At 62.2% G+C, this 17,290-nt stretch carries 15 protein-coding genes and 4 pseudogenes; 15 read left to right on the top strand and 4 right to left on the bottom strand.

The genetic code is table 11. The annotated features are described in order from the left end of the window. The first annotated feature begins 137 nt into the window (after positions 1 to 137). The 4 genes from AC1D2O_RS30215 to AC1D2O_RS30200 all read left to right on the top strand — a co-directional run bounded on the left by AC1D2O_RS30215 (position 138) and on the right by AC1D2O_RS30200 (position 4,238). On the top strand, positions 138 to 581 hold the full coding sequence (locus AC1D2O_RS30215; protein ID WP_477650079.1) for a GAF domain-containing protein: 444 nt from the start codon (positions 138 to 140) through the stop codon (positions 579 to 581). Between the two features lie 4 nt (positions 582 to 585). Continuing rightward, positions 586 to 1,563, top strand: coding sequence for a Bug family tripartite tricarboxylate transporter substrate binding protein (locus AC1D2O_RS30210; protein WP_478158399.1), 978 nt, complete (start codon positions 586 to 588; stop codon positions 1,561 to 1,563). 15 nt (positions 1,564 to 1,578) lie between these two features. Next, complete coding sequence (gene ggt, locus AC1D2O_RS30205) at positions 1,579 to 3,204, top strand: gamma-glutamyltransferase (RefSeq protein ID WP_478158398.1); 1,626 nt, start codon at positions 1,579 to 1,581, stop codon at positions 3,202 to 3,204. 71 nt (positions 3,205 to 3,275) lie between these two features. After that, positions 3,276 to 4,238, top strand: coding sequence for a LysR family transcriptional regulator (locus AC1D2O_RS30200; RefSeq protein ID WP_478158397.1), 963 nt, complete (start codon positions 3,276 to 3,278; stop codon positions 4,236 to 4,238). A gap of 335 nt (positions 4,239 to 4,573) precedes the next feature. Here the strand turns inward: AC1D2O_RS30200 and AC1D2O_RS30195 are convergent, their stop codons facing one another. Together AC1D2O_RS30195 and AC1D2O_RS30190 are read right to left on the bottom strand one after the other, a co-directional pair. Then, a complete protein-coding gene (locus AC1D2O_RS30195) occupies positions 4,574 to 4,909 on the bottom strand; it encodes an FAD-dependent monooxygenase (RefSeq protein WP_478158396.1) in 336 nt (111 codons plus the stop codon). Positions 4,910 to 4,947: 38 nt separating this feature from the next. After that, positions 4,948 to 5,073: pseudogene (locus tag AC1D2O_RS30190) on the bottom strand (DUF2783 domain-containing protein); the annotation flags it as partial. Between the two features lie 2 nt (positions 5,074 to 5,075). Here AC1D2O_RS30190 and AC1D2O_RS30185 point away from each other — a divergent pair. From AC1D2O_RS30185 to AC1D2O_RS30170, 4 genes and pseudogenes are all read left to right on the top strand, one after another. Beyond that, a pseudogene (locus AC1D2O_RS30185) lies at positions 5,076 to 5,324 on the top strand (aldehyde dehydrogenase family protein); the annotation flags it as partial. A 23-nt stretch (positions 5,325 to 5,347) separates the two neighbouring features. After that, complete coding sequence (locus tag AC1D2O_RS30180; protein WP_478158395.1) at positions 5,348 to 6,313, top strand: Bug family tripartite tricarboxylate transporter substrate binding protein; 966 nt, start codon at positions 5,348 to 5,350, stop codon at positions 6,311 to 6,313. A 116-nt stretch (positions 6,314 to 6,429) separates the two neighbouring features. Further along, positions 6,430 to 8,115, top strand: a complete 1,686-nt coding sequence (locus tag AC1D2O_RS30175; protein ID WP_477649990.1) for an FAD-dependent oxidoreductase — start codon at positions 6,430 to 6,432, stop codon at positions 8,113 to 8,115. Positions 8,116 to 8,164: 49 nt separating this feature from the next. Beyond that, positions 8,165 to 9,130: a Bug family tripartite tricarboxylate transporter substrate binding protein gene (locus AC1D2O_RS30170; RefSeq protein ID WP_477649989.1), complete on the top strand. Its 966-nt coding sequence runs from the start codon at positions 8,165 to 8,167 to the stop codon at positions 9,128 to 9,130. A gap of 91 nt (positions 9,131 to 9,221) precedes the next feature. On the opposite strand, the gene AC1D2O_RS30165 is transcribed toward AC1D2O_RS30170, so the two are convergent. Beyond that, positions 9,222 to 10,121, bottom strand: coding sequence for a LysR family transcriptional regulator (locus AC1D2O_RS30165; protein WP_478158394.1), 900 nt, complete (start codon positions 10,119 to 10,121; stop codon positions 9,222 to 9,224). 201 nt (positions 10,122 to 10,322) lie between these two features. Here AC1D2O_RS30165 and AC1D2O_RS30160 point away from each other — a divergent pair, with 201 nt between their 5' ends. The 7 genes and pseudogenes from AC1D2O_RS30160 to AC1D2O_RS30130 all read left to right on the top strand — a co-directional run. Then, complete coding sequence (locus AC1D2O_RS30160) at positions 10,323 to 10,880, top strand: DODA-type extradiol aromatic ring-opening family dioxygenase (RefSeq protein WP_477649987.1); 558 nt, start codon at positions 10,323 to 10,325, stop codon at positions 10,878 to 10,880. A gap of 266 nt (positions 10,881 to 11,146) precedes the next feature. Continuing rightward, positions 11,147 to 12,049: an NADP-dependent oxidoreductase gene (locus AC1D2O_RS30155; protein WP_478158393.1), complete on the top strand. Its 903-nt coding sequence runs from the start codon at positions 11,147 to 11,149 to the stop codon at positions 12,047 to 12,049. Between the two features lie 124 nt (positions 12,050 to 12,173). Continuing rightward, positions 12,174 to 12,722: pseudogene (locus tag AC1D2O_RS30150) on the top strand (IS5 family transposase); the annotation flags it as partial. Between the two features lie 149 nt (positions 12,723 to 12,871). Further along, on the top strand, positions 12,872 to 14,116 hold the full coding sequence (locus AC1D2O_RS30145; protein WP_477649985.1) for a tyrosine-type recombinase/integrase: 1,245 nt from the start codon (positions 12,872 to 12,874) through the stop codon (positions 14,114 to 14,116). Beyond that, positions 14,113 to 15,048 carry a tyrosine-type recombinase/integrase gene (locus AC1D2O_RS30140; protein ID WP_477649984.1) on the top strand — a complete coding sequence of 312 codons (936 nt, stop codon included), beginning with the start codon at positions 14,113 to 14,115 and terminating at the stop codon, positions 15,046 to 15,048. The genes AC1D2O_RS30145 and AC1D2O_RS30140 overlap by 4 nt, the downstream gene beginning before the upstream one ends. Then, positions 15,041 to 16,036, top strand: coding sequence for a tyrosine-type recombinase/integrase (locus tag AC1D2O_RS30135; RefSeq protein WP_478158392.1), 996 nt, complete (start codon positions 15,041 to 15,043; stop codon positions 16,034 to 16,036). Before AC1D2O_RS30140 ends, AC1D2O_RS30135 begins: the two co-directional genes overlap by 8 nt. A gap of 80 nt (positions 16,037 to 16,116) precedes the next feature. Further along, positions 16,117 to 16,560: pseudogene (locus tag AC1D2O_RS30130) on the top strand (IS5 family transposase); the annotation flags it as partial. Between the two features lie 157 nt (positions 16,561 to 16,717). Here the strand turns inward: AC1D2O_RS30130 and AC1D2O_RS30125 are convergent. Further along, a complete protein-coding gene (locus AC1D2O_RS30125; RefSeq protein WP_478158391.1) occupies positions 16,718 to 17,212 on the bottom strand; it encodes a cupin domain-containing protein in 495 nt (164 codons plus the stop codon). Between the last annotated feature and the right edge of the window lie 78 nt (positions 17,213 to 17,290).

The raw sequence follows: 17,290 nt of genomic DNA, 5'->3' as shown, positions 1-17,290 counted from the left end.
ATTCGCTTAAACCATAAGCAAAATTGCATGCTTGCCCGCATGCGCCTAGGGAAACATGAGCTGGTGGTTATGGATGGCCACCGATTTATTCATTTGTGGCATGCGCATATGTCAAACAGAATCATTGGATGCCGCCGATGCACATCAACGCCTTTGAAGACCTCGAGCAGGTCTACGCACATGCTGCCGGTCACAAGCTCCTGACGGTGCTCACCATCGATGTGCCTCGGTCGCTCAACCGGCGTGTTCATTCAAGCAATCCTGTCGCGTATCCAAGAGGTGGAACGAAGCCTCTCCGAACAGACAGCGAGTTCTATCGCACGATCGTGGTTGAAGGAACGCCGAGGCTATGCGCTACACCGCAAGCCTGCCGAGACGCTTTTCCCGACTTCGCGATTTTCGAGGCTCTAGGCTGCGGCAGTGCCGTGAACGTCCCCATCAGAGCCAGCGGAATCACCATCGGCTCGATAAACGTTCTGCATGAAGCTGGGTGGTACCACCAGGACATGTTCCCGCTTCTCTTGGAACTGGCGGCACTCGCGGTGCCGCTGTTGAAGCAGCCTTCCGAATTCGAGGAGTAGTCCGATGACCCTTTTTACCCGCTGTCTTGTCCTTTCGATCTGCAGCCTGTTCGCAGCCGGAGCGGCAACGGGAGCAGCGGCCGCCGAGTACCCGACGCGTCCGATCACCATCGTCTTCCCCTACGCCGTCGGCAGTGCCTCGGACACACTTGCTCGGCAGGTCGGTGAGATTCTCACCAAGGCGCTGGGACAACCCGTGGTGGTCGATCCAAGGCCAGGAGCTGGCGGATCCACTGCTCTCGAGTACGCGTCCAAGGCTGCACCGGACGGATATACCCTCGTTCTGACCGGCACGGGGACGATGGCGGTGAACCCGCACATATACAACCTCCGGTACCGACCCGTTGACTCGCTGAAGTCGATCACCATCCTGACCGAGATCCCCTTCATCGTCGTCACCAATCGTGACCTGCCGGTAAAAGACCTCAAGGACTTCATCAACTACGCAAAGGCACGTCCTGGCCAGGTATCCTTCGGAAATGCAGGGATCGGAACGCAGGCACATCTCACGCAGATGATGTTTCTCAAGGCGGCCGGTATCACTGCAAATGTAGTCGCCTACAAAGGTGGTCCTCCTGCCACGACGGATCTCTTGGGTGGCCACATCAACGCGATGATCGACAACGCGGCGTCGCAGACGGAGAACGTCAGGGCGCAACGGGTCCGGCCGTTGTTCGTGACGACGCAAGTTCGCAGTCCCTCGATGCCGAACGTGCCGACCGCCGATGAAGCGGGTCTCCCGGGTTTCGTGACCTCAGGCTGGTTCGCCCTCGCCGCGCCGAAGGGCACGCCCACCGAAATTGTGGACCGGCTCCAAGCGGCCGTTGCCAAGGGATTCGCTCAGCCTGACATTCGGAAGAGGCTGCTCGAGGCGGGCTGGATCCCGGTGGCCAATCTCCCTGCCGAGGCAGACGCCCGTGCCAGGGCCGATCTGATCCGTTTTGAACGCGTCGCGGCGGATTTGCAGCTCAAACCCAACTGAACGATCAGGAAACCCATGAAAACATCGACGAGCCCACGCGGCATGGTGGTCTGCCCCCAACCTGAAGCGGCGGAGACTGGCGTCGAGATCTTGCGTGCGGGCGGCAACGCAGTGGACGCGGCTGTGGCCTGCGCTCTTGCCCAGACAGTGGTCGATCCGCTCATGTGCGGCATCGCAGGCTTCGGGACAGCTGCGGTGTACATGAAACAGCCTGCGGCGCATGAATACTTCGACTTTCACGCCCCTGCCGCGATGAGTGCAAGGTCCGACATGTGGGAGCATCTGCTCGAAGGTGAAGCCCGCGATGGTTTTGGCTTCAGCATCGCGGGGCGCTTAAACGACATTGGGTATCAATCAGTCGCTGTGCCTGGAACCCTCGCAGGGCTGCAGCGCATGCACGAGCGTCACGGGACGCTGCCGTGGAAAGAGGTCGTTGGACCGGCCATCACATGGGCTCGCGATGGCTTCTTCGTCAGACCCGCGATGCATGCGTTTTGGGTGGACGAACCGCTGCAAGGACGTGCTAGCAACCGGGAGCGCCTGGCCTTTAGCGCGGATGGTCGGGCGCTCTACTGCACACCAGAGGGCCAGCCAAAATCGATCGGCGCGCCTCTTCGCAATCCGGATCTTGCGAACACGCTTGAAACGATCGCCCGTGAGGGGATTGCTGCCTTCTATCAGGGGGAGATCGCAAGGGCGATAACGCAGGACATGGCTGCCAACGGCGGGCTCATCTCCATGGCGGATCTGGCCGCCTATCAACCTCGGCACAACGTGCCGCTGGTGGGATCGTATCGAGGGCGAAGGATCACCACGAACCAGCCGCCTGGCGGTGGCGCCATGCTGCTACAGATGCTCAACATCCTCGAACGATTCGATCTGGCCGCACTGGGGCACAACAGCCCCGAGTTCATACGCGTGGTCTGCGAGACGATGAAGCGTGCCACCATCGAGAAGGACCGGTCGATCGGTGATCCGCTTTTTGTGGATGTTCCACTTGATCGGATACTGTCCAAAGAACTGGCCGCCGAAGCTGCCGCGTCCATCGCCGCGGGAGAGAAGGCAACTGTGCCTCGGCTGAGCAGTGCAGTTCCTGTCCCCCGCGACACCACACACATTTCAGCAGTGGATGCAGACGGCAACTGCGTCGCCCTAACCCATTCGCTGGGGATGCCCTCGGGCGTCATCACACCTGGACTTGGCTTCATGTACAACGGTTGCATGGGCGTCTTCGACCCACGCCCCGGGCGCGCCGGCAGCATCGAGGCCGGAAAGTCAAGGTTCTCATCGGCCTGCCCATCCATCGTATTCAAGGACGCCGAGCCAGAGATCGTTTTGGGGGCTCCGGGTGGAACCCAGATCGCGATGGGCGTGCTGCAAACGCTGATAAATGCGATCGATTTCGACATGACGATCCAAGCGGCCGTGTCTGCTCCAAGGTTCTCCTCGACGAGCAATGCCATCGATGTGTCGAACCGAATTCCGCGATCTGTGACCCGTGCGCTGGAGGCGCTGGGCTACCAGGTAGTTAGGAACGCGTTCGGGTACACGATTGCCTGGGTGCACGCCATCAAGAACGTGAACGGTCGCCTCGAAGGCGGCGCCGATCCGGGCCGTGACGGGGTTGCCTACGAGGCTTAGTGGCGACGAGCGCTGTCGTCCAGAACGCGGTTCGAGCGGTCGGGGGACGGGCCATCCATTAACATTCGCTCATGGGACCGGATCTGAGCGAAATTCCGTGGGCACGCCGACTCAAGCTTCGCCACTTGGAGATGTTCTTAGTGCTCGACAGCACTRGGGGAATCACGTCGGCTGCTGAACAGATGCATATGACGCAACCGGCGGTGTCGCACTGGTTGGCGGAGATGGAGAGCGTCATCGGATGTCCTCTCTTTGTTCGCGGGCGCAAGCTCAAGCTGACCGCCGCCGGCGAGATCTTGCGCCGCCATGCCGAGCGAATGCTGGGTGACGTGCAGCGGGTCGACAACGAACTGGCAGCCGTTCGCACCGGCCTGGTGGGTCGACTTCAGATCGGGTGCATTCATTCGGCCGCACTGATGATGCTTCCTCGAGCCATTTCGGAGATGCAACTTCAGCATCCCAACATCATCGTGTACCTCGAAGAAAACACAATGCCGACATTGCTCGAACGCTTGAGCAAGCGAGAACTCGACTTGGTCGTCGGCACAGTGGACGTCCGTGGCCATCGATATGGCTTCGCGACCGAGGTGCTGATGGAAGATGTCGTTCGCATCGTCTGCCGAGATGGCCATCCGTTTGCTCGGAAGCGCAAGCCGACATGGAGCGAGGCCGCTACTTTTCCTTGGGTTCTGCCGCCCTCCGGCAGCCTGACGCGGCTGCGATTCGAGGAGGCCTTTGCCGAGCACAAAGTCGGATTACCGATCCCGCGTGTCGAAACCGCTTCGGTGGCATCTATCCAGGCCCACCTGCAAGCGTCGGAATGCCTAGCACCTCTTTCAGGCCTCGTCGCGGATTTTTATCGGTCCCTGAAGTTGTTGTCCGTGGTCCCTCTCACCCCGGCTGTCAACTTCGGTCAGCTCGGATTGATCTGGTCGGACGACAACCCGAACCCCCTGCTGGCCGAGTTGGTGAATTCCTTGAAACGAACTGTCAACAAGCTTGTGCCGTCGCCGACTGCGCGAGGGCCCAATTGAGCTTCGACACCCAAGCTACCGACCTCGCGGCAGATCGGCGTGGCAGTTCATCAACTCCCCCTCGACAGGGGATCCGCGCTCCGACGCCGAACGCATTCGCAGTTTTGCTGTTTCCTCAAGATCTTTCGAAGTCGCCATCACGGCAGCCGGCGCCTCGTGCCAGACATTGGAATAAGCTATGGACGTGTCCCGGCTATCGGCATGAGCAATCGCCCGGGAGACTCCTGAAAAAAAGTGCTAGTGCCGCCAATCAACTCTATGGGTCGGTCCTCGGGCCAGACGCACCTGCGGGTACACCGTGCCTTTGCACGGCACGTGCTTCATGAAGGTCGGCTTCAACGACCGGCCACCCCAGGCATCCAAATCATAGAGCGTGCGGCGGTCGAACTCACCGTCTCCGCCGAGACTGGTGCACCAACGCATCTTGCTGATGTCTTCCAACGGTATCGAACGCTGGTAGCCGCATCGGCGATGCCGTGCTGGCGGAAAATCTCCATCGTCCGCTGGTTCAGATAACGCGCCTTTGGCATGGGAGACTGTTGTGTATGTCGCTCGATCAGCAGCGAATCCACGCCCAAGTTCGACAGAAACAGCGCTGTGGACAGGCCACATCCTCCGCCTCCCATGATCAGGACCGGAACGCTCAGCGATTCCCTCTTTGTCTCCTTCATTGTTATGGCCGCCCTTTCCGCCACTCGATCGCAGGAGTTCAGATGCCTTCGCGGGCCAAGGCGAGCGCTTCGCGCAGCAGGGCGATGTCTCCGATGTGGTTCGACAGTAACAGAATCAGTTTGGCATTGAGCGTGGCGCTCTGCTCATCGCTCAGCTCCCGATGGGGACAACCCCTACGGTCTCTCGTCCGCCGTGTTCGGGCGCGACATCGCGCGCGCCTGGGATGTGGCCAATCGCATCGACTCCGGCATCTGCCACGTGAATGGCCCCACGGTGCACGACGAGGCGCAGATGCCCTTCGGCGGCGTGAAGGACTCGGGTTACGGCCGCTTCGGCGGTCGCGCCGGCATTGATGCCTTCACCGAATTGAGATGGCTCACGGTGCAGACCACCGAGCGTCACTACCCGTTTTGAACGCAAGCCGAAAGGACATCCCTATGAAGCTCCTGCTGAAAATCACAGCTCTTTCGTTCAGTCTTGGCCTGTACGCAGCCGCGCAAGCCGACGATTGGCCGAAGCAACCGATCCGGGTCATCGTCAACTTTGCGCCAGGCGGTGCCGCGGACCAGCTCGCACGCGTGGTCGGCGTGCCGCTTCAACAAGCGCTGGGCCAGCCTGTCGTGATCGAAAACAAGGGTGGCGCGAACGGCAATTTGGGTGGCGAGTTCGTTGCCAAGGCCTCCGCTGACGGCTACACGCTGCTCATGAGTTCAGGCGGCATGGTGTCGATCAATCCGCACATCTACCAGAAGATGACCTTCGATCCGGCAAAGGACCTCGTCCCTGTTGCATCGGTCGCGCTCGTCCCCTTCTATCTGGTCATCCGAGCTGACAGCCCAATCAAGGACTTCAAGGGCCTCATCGCGGACCTGAAGGCGAATCCAGGCAAGCGCGCGTTCGGCTCGCCCGGCAATGGAAGTTCGCCCCACCTCGCCGCAGAGATGATGACGATACAGACAGGCACGTCGGCGATCCACGTGCCTTATAAAGGCGCGGCGCCCGCTTTGGCTGATTTGCTCGGGGGCCAGATCGACTTCCTGTTCGACCCGGGGATTGCAATCCAGCATGTTAAGACGGGCAAGCTGCGCATGCTTGCGGTGGGCAGCCTCAAGCGGGCTCCGTTGGTACCGGACGTGCCGACGCTTGATGAACTCGGACTCAAAGGCTTCGATGCCGATGCAGTCTTCGGGCTCTACGCGCCTGCCGGGACCCCCCAATCCGTCATCAAGAAGGTCAACGCAGAAGTCAATCGTGCGCTCAAAACGCCTGAAGTGCGAGCACGCATCGAAGCCTTGGGCAATGTCCCGGAGCCACTCACACCAGCAGAATTCGGTGACAAGGGCGCATTGGACTCCAAGAGGTTCGGAGCCCTGATCAAGGAACGCGGAATTCGCGCCGATTGATGCAAAGCCCGGCCCAGTAGACGGCACCGCGCGAAATCCTCTCATTCCCGTCTGTCGGCGGCGTCGAGCTACATCTGGCGCCGCCCACCTGGTCCCGTATCTCATAGGAAAACCCAATGATCGCCCCCCTTCAGCTTGGAACAGCCAGGCGTCCTGTCACTGAGACCGATGTGTTGGTCGCGGGAGGCGGCCCGTGCGGCCTGATGCTCGCGAACGAACTCGGCCGGCGCGGCATCCGTTGCCTCGTGGTCGACGCCAAGCCAGGCACCGCTTTCAATCCGCAAGCCAACGCGACGCAAGCCCGCACGATGGAACATTTCAGGCGGCTAGGCTTCGCTGACGAGATCCGTGCGCTCGGCTTGCCAGCTGACCATCCAACGGACATCGTCTATCTGACCCGTTACGCTCGCCAAGAGCTGGCGCGCATCAGCCTTCCTACCGCCGCGGAAGCCGCCGTTAACGTCAAGAGCATGACGGGCTCGTGGAGTGCAGCCGAACTGCCTCATCGCGTCTCCCAGAAGTTTGTCGAGGAAGCGCTGCGGCGCCACGCTCAGAAGTGGCCGTCCACGGACGTGAGATATGGGTGGAAGTTGGAGGCTTTCCGCGACCTGGGTGAGGCGGTCAACGCCACGATCCGGCCGACCGACGAAAGCCCAGCGCACGAGGTCCAGGCGAAGTTTCTCATCGGCGCAGACGGGGCTCGCAGCTTTGTGCGCCAGCAACTTGGCATCGAATGGGGCGGAGAGACAGGCATCCAGCGCGAGTTCATGGGCGGCAAGATGTTTGCGATTTACCTTCGCGCTCCGCAGTTTCTCTCGGTACTGCGTCATCCCAAGGCCTGGATGTACGTAGCGGTCAATCCGCAGCGTCGTGCTTTTATGGCTTCGGTCGATGGCGTGGCCGAATATGCCTTTCATGCGGCCCTGCGCCCGGGCGAAGATGCCGACTCCTGGTCCGAAGCCGATGCGCGCCGCATTTTCGCTGAAGCCGTGGGCACCGAAGTCCCCATCGAGATTCTGTCCATGGGCACTTGGCTCGCAGGCCATGCGCTGGTGGCACAGCGCTTTCAACAAGGCCGGGTGTTCATCGCGGGCGATGCCGCGCACCTTTTCACGCCGACCGGCGGCTTGGGCTACAACACCGCTGTCGAAGACGCAGTGAACCTCGCCTGGAAGCTCGCCAGTGTGGTTCGGGGCCACTCGACGGCGTCGCTGCTGGAGAGCTACGAGGCAGAACGCAAGCCGCTGGCCGAGCGCAACACCGCCTATGCGAGGCGTTTCGCCGACTCGGTTGGGCTGTTTACGGCGAAGCCCGAACTCGAGGAGGACTCCGAAAGGGGCGCGACAGAGAGACAGCAGGCGAGCCGCCACTTCAACGAACATGCGCGCCTCGAATTCAACATCCCCGGCGTGACGTTCGGCGGGCGCTACGACGACTCGCCCATCATCATCCGCGACGGCGCGGCCCTGCCGCCTGACGAGCCCAACAGCTACACACCCACCGCCAGCCCAGGGGGCCGCCCGCCGCATGCATGGCTCGAGGACGGACGCTCTTTGTTCGACTTGCTCCATTCCGAATGGACGCTCTTGGCGCTCGGGCCACACCCGCCTTCCACAGAGGAATTTGAATCTGCGGCCGATGCCTTGGCAGTCGACCTGCGCGTAGTGCGCCTACCGCAGCCTTCCCTCTTGTCGCTCTACGAAGCACCGCTCGCGCTCATCCGTCCTGATCAGATCGTCGCGTGGCGCGGCACCAGCGCGGACGGCGCTCACGCGGTGCTCGCTCAACTGACCGGCCAATAAGACGGCCGCCTAGATGCTGCCAATCCGATCCATAAGTAGAGACACACATATGAAGCTTATCCCTGCCCTCCTTTTCCGAGTTTCGGCCATCGTCGTGACGTGCGCCATGGTGTCTCACGCGAGCGCCGAGGAGTGGCCGACCCGGCCCGTTCGCCTCGTCGCAGCGTTCCCGCCCGGCACCCCAGGCGATGTCATCGCCCGGCTGATTCAGCCCGCGCTTCAGGCCGCTTGGAAACAGCCTGTGATCGTCGATAACAAGCCAGGCGCTGGTGGCAATCTCGCCGCGGCGGAAGTCGCGCAGGCCAAGGACGGGCATACCTTGCTGGTCGGACCGGACACGGTACTCACGATCAACCCGCACCTCTACAAGCGAATGAGCTTCGATCTACGGGGCTCGCTCAAGCCTGTCACCTACTTCGCGAGCTTCAACCAGGTGCTGGTCTGCAATCCGGCCGCGGGCATTTCTTCCCTCAAGCAATTCTCGCAGTTGCCGGCCTCCCGGACCTATGCGTCCGGCGGTGCAGGATCGCCGAGCCACATGACGATGGAAATGCTGCAGACCACCATTGGCACCAAACTGACTCACGTGCCGTACAAGGGGCCAGGACCGGCCGCGTTGGACGTGATGTCAGGCACCGTCGACTGCGGCTTCATCGTCGGGTCCGTGGTGTTGCCGCATATCCAGAGCGGCAAGCTGCGCGCAATTGCGGTCTCCGGGATGGAACGGTCGGGCTTGCTCCCCAACGTGCCGACAGTGGCGGAAAGTGGCCATCCTGGCTTTGACGCGACCTTCCATGAGACTCTCATGGCACCTGCGGGCCTGCCGCCGCCGGTCGTCGACAAGATTCAGCGCGACGTACGGGCCGCGCTAGACACGAACGCAATGAAATCTCGACTCGCGGAGATGGATCTGCGTGTTGAAGCCAGTTCTACTGCCGAAGCACAGCGGCTCAGCCGCGAAGACTTTGCCAAGTGGGGGACGGTGGCACAGCGAGCCGGGGTGCTGCTGGATTGAAGGGCGCCAAACGTGTGAAAACTGTGTGGGCCCCGGTCCCCGGCGGTCCTGCCGTGGGCCACTGAGCGTGGGGCTGACCCGTTGGTGCCGATCATCCGCCGGCGAACGAACCCTTTGAGGCGATGAAGTCGATGAAGGTGCGGACCTTGGGGGACAGGAATTTTCGACTTGAATATACGGCGTGCAGCGTCAAGGTGAAATTCAATGCGCCTGGAAGGACGATCTGCAGCCTTCCGGCAGTGACATCCGCTTGGACCATCCAAGTCGGCAGGAAGACGAGCCCCATGCCTTCGAGGGCAGCAAGATGGAGGAGCGTTTCGTTCTCGCTCTGCATCACGGTACGAAACGTCACCGTCTGGCGATCATCCGGGCCGCCCAGCACGACGCCCTCGTTGCCCCCCATCCCGCTGTAGCGAAGCAGGGCGTGCCCATTGAGGTCTGACAATGCCCTGGGGCAGCCGGCCCTGCGCAGATAGTCAGGTGAGGCCATCAGGCAGAACTCGATCCGCGAGAGCGGACGCGCGACCAGGCCCGGGTCGAGGCGTTCGGGCGCCGTCGCGCGCAGGGCGAGGTCGAGGCCTTCTTCCACGAGGTTGACGATCCGTCCGCTCAGGTCCATGTCCAGGCACACATCCGGGTAGCGTCGCCCGTATTCGGCCAACAGGCTCGTGAAGCAGGGACTGGCCGTCCACACCGGGGCGCTCAGCCGGAGTGTTCCGCGTGGCATCTGGGTGACATTGCCGATCGCCGCCTCCGCCTCGTCCAGACCGTTGAGCAGTTGCAGGGCCTGAGCGCAGTAGAGCGCACCGACCTCGGTCAGGCTCACACGGCGGCTCGTCCGATTGAGCAGGCGATTCCCGAGGCGACTCTCCAGGTTCATCACATGCTTGCTGGCCATCGCAGGTGAGAGGTTCAGGCGCTTGGCCGCAGCGGAAAAGCTTCGAAGTTCCGCCACGACGCAGAACACCCGCAGGCTGGTCAAGGTGTCCATACATCATCAACATAGAGGAAATGATCCATCCACTGATTATGGGTTGATCAACCAGTTGAGGACCACGATCCTTGCGGCATCAGAAATTCCAATGCTAGCCGGCCCGGTCGTAGATCGCGCGAGCGGTTTGAGCAACGCAAGATGTCCGATCCGAGACTCCCGACCTATTTCATCAGCCACGGGGGCGGCCCCTGGCCGTCCATGACCGACGGATTCCGCCACCGCTTCGACCAGCTCGAACGATCCCTGGTGGCCATGCGCGCGGAGCTCCGCGACGCCCCCAAGGCCGTGTTGGTGATCTCCGGTCATTGGGAAGAACCAGGTTTCGAGGTTTCTTCGAATCCGCATCCCGGGATGGTGTATGACTACCACGGCTTTCCCGAGTACCTGTATCGGATCAAGTACGGCGCGCCAGGTTCTCCGACGCTTGCTCAACGCGTGGCCGAGCTACTGGGCGCCAACGGCCTCGACGCGAGGTCCGATCCAACGCGCGGCTTCGACCACGGCACGTTCAGCATCCTGAAGCCGCTGTATCCCGATGAGGACGTGCCCGTCGTCCAGTTGTCCTTGGACGCCGGCCTCGATCCCGCGTTGCACCTCGCCGCCGGGAGAGCCCTGTCGCCGTTGCGCGACGAGGGCGTGCTCATTGTCGGGAGCGGCCTCAGCTTCCACAACCTGCGACTCATGCGTGACACGAGCGCGTACGAGCCCTCCCGACAATTCGATGCGTGGTTGCAGCAGACGCTCATCCAAGCCTAATTGGATGACCGGGCAGCACGGCTGAGGCGGTGGGAAACCGCTCCCTCAGCTCGTATCGCCCACCCGCGGGAAGACCATCTGCTTCCGCTGATGGTCACTGTGGGCGCGGCCTGGGACGAGCCAGGAGCCACCACTTATCACCAGACGGATTTCGCGGGCGGCCTGACCGTATCGAGCTTTCGATTCGGCTTTCCGCCAGCATCCGCCGATCGCACCATCGCCCCGAAACCTTCGCAGGGGCGACATTCAACTTCCGGAGATATGCAATGAAGGCTGCACTTTTGAAATCCTACGGCGGCGTCGATCAATTCTCGATCGAAGAAGTGCCAACGCCCAAGCCCGGGCCAGGCGAGGTACTCGTCAAGATCGAAGCGTCGGCTGTCAATCCATTCGACCTCATCCTGCGGCAGGGCTTCATGGCCCAATACATCCCGCTCCCGTTGCCTGCCATTCTGGGCGGTGACGCCGCCGGCACAATTGCGGAATTGGGCGCGGGCGTCACCGGATGGCTGATCGGAGACCGTATCGTCGCGGACTTCGCGGCAAACGGCAGGGGTGCGCATGCCGAGTATGGGGTGGTCCCCGCCAGTTCGATCGCAAAGCTGCCCGCAGGCCTTAGTTTTGAGCAGGGAGCGGCGCTCGTGAAGGCAGGGCTCACGGGACGGCAGACCGTCGATTCACTCGGTGTCAAGGCCGGCGATCGCGTGCTGATTTCCGGCGCCCTGGGCGCCGTCGGACGTGCCGCTATCCAATACCTACGGCAGCTCGGCGCTACGCCGGTGGCAGGCGTTCGACCCGAACGGCTCGCCGAGGCACGTGAACTTGCGGGCGAGGCGCTCGACATCACCGTGCCGCCTGCAATGCCCACGTTCGACTTCGCCATCAGCGCCACGGCACCCGTGGCAGGCAACCTCATCGCGCTGGTCCGCGACGGCGGACAAGTCGCCAGCATCGTCCCGGTGCCCGAGGGTGCCAACGCGAACGATCGCGTGAACATTCACGAGCTTTATCACCAGACCGACGCAGCCACGCTCGACGCGGTACTGGATGCCGCCGCGCGTGGCCTGCTGGTCATCCCTATCGCACGGACCTTTACCTTGGAGCAGATCCGCGAAGCTCAGAACCAGGTTGCAGCCGGCGCGCAAGGAAAAGTTGTGCTGAGGCACTGAGCAGCCAATCTCGAAAGCAATTGCGATTCAGCGCTGTTTCCTGCCTGAGTTCGCGCATGGTAGTTGTAGTGAGGACAACTAGGGATGGTCTGCAAAACAGGCCCGAGCCTTGCATGATCTGCTCATGATTGCGAAACGCGTGACTCCCCCGAATCAGCTGGGCCTCGGCCTGAACCTGTCGACGAAGAAGACGCGCAAGCGCGAGTTCCTCGATGAGATGGATCGGGTGGTGCCGTGGAGCGCGCTCGTGCAGATTATCGAACCGCACAGCCCTCGGGCCAAGACTGGCCGCCCGCCATTTGCGATCGAGACGATGCTGCGCATCCATTACCTTCAACAATGGTTTGGCCTGAGCGACCCGGCGATGGAAGAGGCGCTGCACGACGTGCCGCTGTACCGAGAGTTCGCCGGGCTGGATGACGGCGTGAGCCGCTTGCCCGATGAGTCCACCATCCTGCGGTTTCGCCATCTGCTGGAGGCTCACGACCTGGCCGTCGACATGCTGCGGGTGGTCAACGACATCCTGCAGGCCAAGGGCCTGTTGCTGCGCACCGGCACTGCGGTGGACGCCACGCTGATCGCAGCACCCAGTTCGACCAAGAACGCCGAAGGCGAGCGCGACCCGGAGATGCATCAGGCCAAGAAGGGTAATCAGTGGTACTTCGGGATGAGATGTGGTCGACCACATCTCATCCCTAATGTGGCGCTGGTCCATATGTGGCGCCCGGCGGCATCCTGCTCTGGAGGTCGGTCGCTGAGCACCACATAACTTTCAGCGTCGGCGTAGTGTCGGGCCCCCTCAGTTCACAAGGGGATCCGATCATGTTCGAGACTCTGTTTCGGTATTCGCGCGTTCTGGCCCGGCATCTCGATGGACCGGCAGCCGAGGAGCGAGACTGCTTTGTTGCGCACTTCGCCGCGTCTGGTGCGACGAGCAACTCGGTTGCCAACCTGGCGAGCGAGCTTCTGGTCGTCGCGCAGCGCCTGGACGTCAGCGGTACGAGGAGCGTGGCGCCCGAGGAGGTCGCCTCGGTTGCCGATCGTTGGGTCCGGCATCATCGACGACGCGGCCGCAGCATCTCACCCGATCGGCGCCAGAGATTCGTGCAGGTAGCCACCGACTGGCTACGATTCATGGGGCGTCTGCAGGTGCCGCCTTCGAAGCCGGGGGCCGGCACCGAGCTCGTGGACGAGTTCGCGCTGCACATGCAGAGGGAGCGTGGCCTGTCGCCGAAGACTGTCAACAACCGCTGCTGGCATGTTCGGGCATTTCTGACGTGGCTCGACGACCAACACAGCGGCGCTGACGTGGCTACCTTGGAACATGTAGATGCGTTCCTCTCGATGCGGGGTGCACAGGGGTGGTGCCGAGCGTCCATCGCCACAGCAGCCATCGCATTGCGATCCTTCTACACGCACATGGCCGCGACGGGTCGTTGCGCAGAGAGCTTCGCCGCCGGGATCGAGGGACCACGCCTGTTCAGGCAGGAGACACTGCCTGCCGGCCCGGGCTGGGACGACGTTCAGCGGCTCATCGCGAGCACCGACACGGATCGGCCCCGGGATATTCGCGACAGAGCTGTTCTGATGCTCCTTGGGATCTATGGCCTGCGCAGCAGTGAGGTCGTCGCGCTAACTCTGGATGACATCGACTGGGAACGCGACATCCTTCACGTCGCACGTCCCAAGCAGCGTTGCAGGCACGATTACCCGCTGGTGACCGCGGTCGGCAATGCGATCCTTCGCTATGTGCGCGAGGTGCGACCACGTTGCGCATCGCGCAAGCTGTTCTTGACGCTCAGGGCTCCGTTGGGACCGCTAGCGCCACATAGCCTGCGCTACGCGGTGGCGCCACGCATTCAGGCGCTGGAGATCCGCTGTCCCCGACAGGGACCTCATGCCTTGCGCCATGCCTGTGCAACGCATCTTGTGGCCGAAGGCCTGTCTCTCAAGCAGATTGGCGATCATCTGGGCCACCGCAGTTCTTCCGCCACGCGCACCTACGCCAAGGTGGATCTTGTTGGCCTGCGCCTGGTTGCCGAGTTCAGTCTTGGGGGACTGCTATGAAGATCGAGCAAGCCGTCGCGGCCTACGTGGGCTACAAGCAATCTCTGGGAATGCGCTTCGTGACCCAGGCGCGCATGCTGAAGGCATTCAGCAAGAGTATGGGAGGCATCGACGTCGACCGGATCGGGCCGAAGTCGGTGCGCGCCTTCCTTGATGGCAACGGGCCGATGACGCGGTCCTGGCATTGCAAGTTCGGAACCCTTACCGGCTTCTACCGCTTCTGCCTTGCCCGCGGCTACGTCTCCAGCGTGCCGCTGCCCACCGCCGAACCGAGGTGCCCCCAGACCTTTACACCCTACATCTACTCGGAGGATGAGATCAAGCGGCTCCTGCAGGCAGCCGCTTGCCGTGCTTCCCGCAGAATCGATGCGCTCACCAGCCGAACCCTGCTCTTGTTGCTGTACGCAACCGGACTGCGCATCAGCGAAGCGCTGAACCTGAACTTGGCCGACGTTGACTTGGACGATCGTGTGCTACACGTGCGCGGGTCCAAGTTCTACAAGACACGACTCGTGCCCATAGGCACCGACCTGACGCAGGTCTTGCGCGAGCACGCGCAGAGGCGTTACAAGCGTTCACCGCTGGATCCCGACGCCCCGTTCTTGCTGACATCTCGAGGCGAGCGAGTCTCGCGCGCGGGCGCGGAGCAAGCCTTCCATCAGATGCGATCGCAGGCCAAGGTGTGTCGACATGATGGTGCGCGATACCAACCCCGGTTGCATGACCTCCGGCACACGGCGGCCGTGTCGCGTCTTGTGCGCTGGTATCGCGACGGCGTCGACGTACAGCGCATGCTGCCGCAGTTGGCGACGTACCTGGGCCACGTGCACATCAGCGGCACGCAGTGCTATCTGAGCATGACCCCCGAGTTGCTGCAGCAGGCCAGCGCGCGCTTCGAGCAATTCTTCCTCGGGGAGGCCAGCCATGCGTGAGACCAGAACACTGGGCCCGTGGATCCGTCGATTCCTCTTGGAGCACCTGATCAGCGAGCGCAATCTGGCGGCGAACACGCGGCGCAGCTACCGCGACACGATGTGCCAGCTCCTGCCCTTCGTGTCGGGGCGCCTGCATAAGGCCGTGGACCGACTGGCAGTGGTCGATGTGTCGCCGCAGTTGGTGCGGGAGTTCCTCAGTGACGTCGAGACTCGCCGCGGCTGTAGCATCGCCACGCGCAATCAGCGCCTGGCGGCCATTCACGCCTTGGCCCGATTCGTCGGCGAACACAGCCCCGAGCACATCGCCTGGTGTGCACAGGTTCGCTGCGTGCCCTACAAGAAAGGAACTCATGCCGCAGTGCCTTACCTCGTCAAGGCGGAAATCGACGCGCTGCTGGCCTGTCCGAACCGGCGCACGGAGCAAGGCCGTCGAGACTACGCGCTGCTGCTGTTCCTCTACAACACGGGCGCGCGCGCCAGCGAGGCATCGGAGCTGATCGTCGGAGACCTGCATCTTGATCAGGCGAGCGTGGACATTCTCGGCAAGGGGCGTAAACGCCGCCAATGCCCACTGTGGCCAGCGACGGTGCGCGAGTTGCGCTCGCTCGTGGGCGAGCGCTCCCGGCAGGAGAACGTCTTCCTCAACCGGTGTGGCCAACCGACGACGCGGTTTGGCGTTCACGCATTGGTCGAGCGCATCGCTGCGAGAGCCAAGGACTCCATGCCATCCCTCGCGACGAAGAGAGTCAGCCCGCACTCCATTCGCCACTCCACGGCCTCGCATCTGCTAAATGCGGGCGTCGACATCAACACCGTGCGAGCATGGCTCGGACATGCATCGCTCGACACGACCAACGTCTACGCCGAAATCGACCTTGAGGGCAAGGCGTGCGCGCTTGCGAAGTGCGAGATCGCTGCGGCCCAGAAGACAGGCAAGCAGTGGCATTCCCAACCGCAGATCCTGGAGTTCCTAAGATCGCTGTGACCTGAAATTATGTAGCGCTCGACGACCGGCCTCTCGAGCGCGAAGCCATCGGCCGCCACATATGGACCAGCGCCACATTAGGGATGAAGGCTCACATCGGCGTCGACACCGCGTCGGGGCTGGTGCACACGGTGGTGGGTACGTCGGCCAATGTGAGCGACATCAACGTAGCTGGCGAACTTCTTCACGGCGAGGAGCACGTGGCTTTCGGCGATTCGGGCTATCAGGGCGTGCACAAGCGAGCGGAGGCCGCAGGGCCGACCTGGCATGTGGCGATGCGCCCAGGCAAGCGCAGGCTGCTCAACCCGTTCATCGAGCCGGAGTTCATGGCCGAGCGTGTAGAGAAGATGAAGGCCAGCATCAGAGCCAAGGTCGAGCACCCGTTCCGGGTGATCAAGCAGCAGTTCGGATTCACGAAGGTGCGCTATCGCGGCCTGGCAAAGAACACGGCGCAGATCGTCACGCTGTTTGCGTTGTCGAATCTGTGGATGGCGCGGCGGAAGTTGATGCAGGCCAAGGGATGAGTGCGTCTGCGAGGCCAAAATCGGGCTCGCCAGGCCCGCGCAAGGGCCGCGACGCGCAGCAAATCGATACCGAGCCTGCGCGATCGAGCCATCCGGATGCGTCGAGATCACCTTTATCACTCAGCCGCGATTGCAGATCGTGTTCTGCAGACCATCCCTAGATGTCCAGGCGCTCTTGAGACAGCGGCTTGCGCTGTGTCATGTTGAAGCGGCCGTCGTAGATCGGACGACCGCCCGTCGTGGGTCCTTCGTACTGGACATACAGGATCACGCCTCCGGTATCCGTACGCAACTCTTCTTCGAAGTGCGGGTCGGCATGGAACACGAGGGTGCCCTGCCGATACCGCTTGTCGCCGATCGTGAAATCGCCTTCGAGGATGTACCAGACCTGAGCAAAGTCATGGCGGTGCAGCGGATGCGACGAGCCCGGCGCATAACGAACCAGCCCCACATTGGGCTCTGTCGGGTTCGCTTCGCTGGGATGGAAGACCATCTTGCTGTGCTGCCCTTCGAATCTCAGAAGCTCCCACTCCATGTCATCGGGATGCATATACCTGGGCGGGAGATCGCCGCTTTTGAGGGGATCGCCTGCTGCGCTCATCCCGCCGCCATTCTGGTTGCCTGCGCTGGCCACGACACCGACTTTGCTCATCTCGAATTCCTCGTCTTTCTAACATGTTTATAAAGATGTCCATTGACATGGTAAAAGCCCGTCCCTAGACTGTCAAGC

This window comes from Variovorax sp. P1_G12 (genome assembly GCF_056405555.1).
This window is presented reverse-complemented; position numbering and strand designations above follow the sequence as displayed.